Genomic DNA, 379 nt, shown 5'->3' on the forward strand with positions numbered 1-379 from the left:
AACAGGCGTCTTATCGAGCGTTAGTTGCTCAAACTTACCAACGTCCGCACCAGCAACGCTGGCAATTGATTTGACGACCGGATCGTTAGCACCGACATAGTCGTTGTCAGGCGCTGTAACGGTTACCGAACCGGTAGTGCCGTTGGCTGGGATGGTGATGACAGTTTTGCCATCGTCCAGCGTGAAGGTCAGCGCGCCGTGTTTGTCGATCGGCAAGCCGTCTTTGTTGGTCAGGGTCACGGTGTAAGTGATCTGACCGCCTTCAGTGACCGAGTCGGTTGCTGTAAGCTTCGCCACAACTTCGTCGATGGTATCGGTGACTTTCACCGAGGCCTCGCCGCCCAGCTGCAGATTTTCGAAGGTGCGACCGCCAGCGTCG

1 protein-coding gene is annotated in these 379 nt (G+C 56.5%); it reads right to left on the minus strand.

The features are described from left to right. A partial coding sequence (locus tag ACK59L_RS21535; RefSeq protein ID WP_409275970.1) for an immunoglobulin-like domain-containing protein occupies nt 1-379 on the minus strand: 379 nt, incomplete at both ends.

The organism is Pseudomonas sp. KCJK9111, assembly GCF_046231935.1.
GTDB classification, from domain to species: domain Bacteria; phylum Pseudomonadota; class Gammaproteobacteria; order Pseudomonadales; family Pseudomonadaceae; genus Aquipseudomonas; species Aquipseudomonas parafulva_B.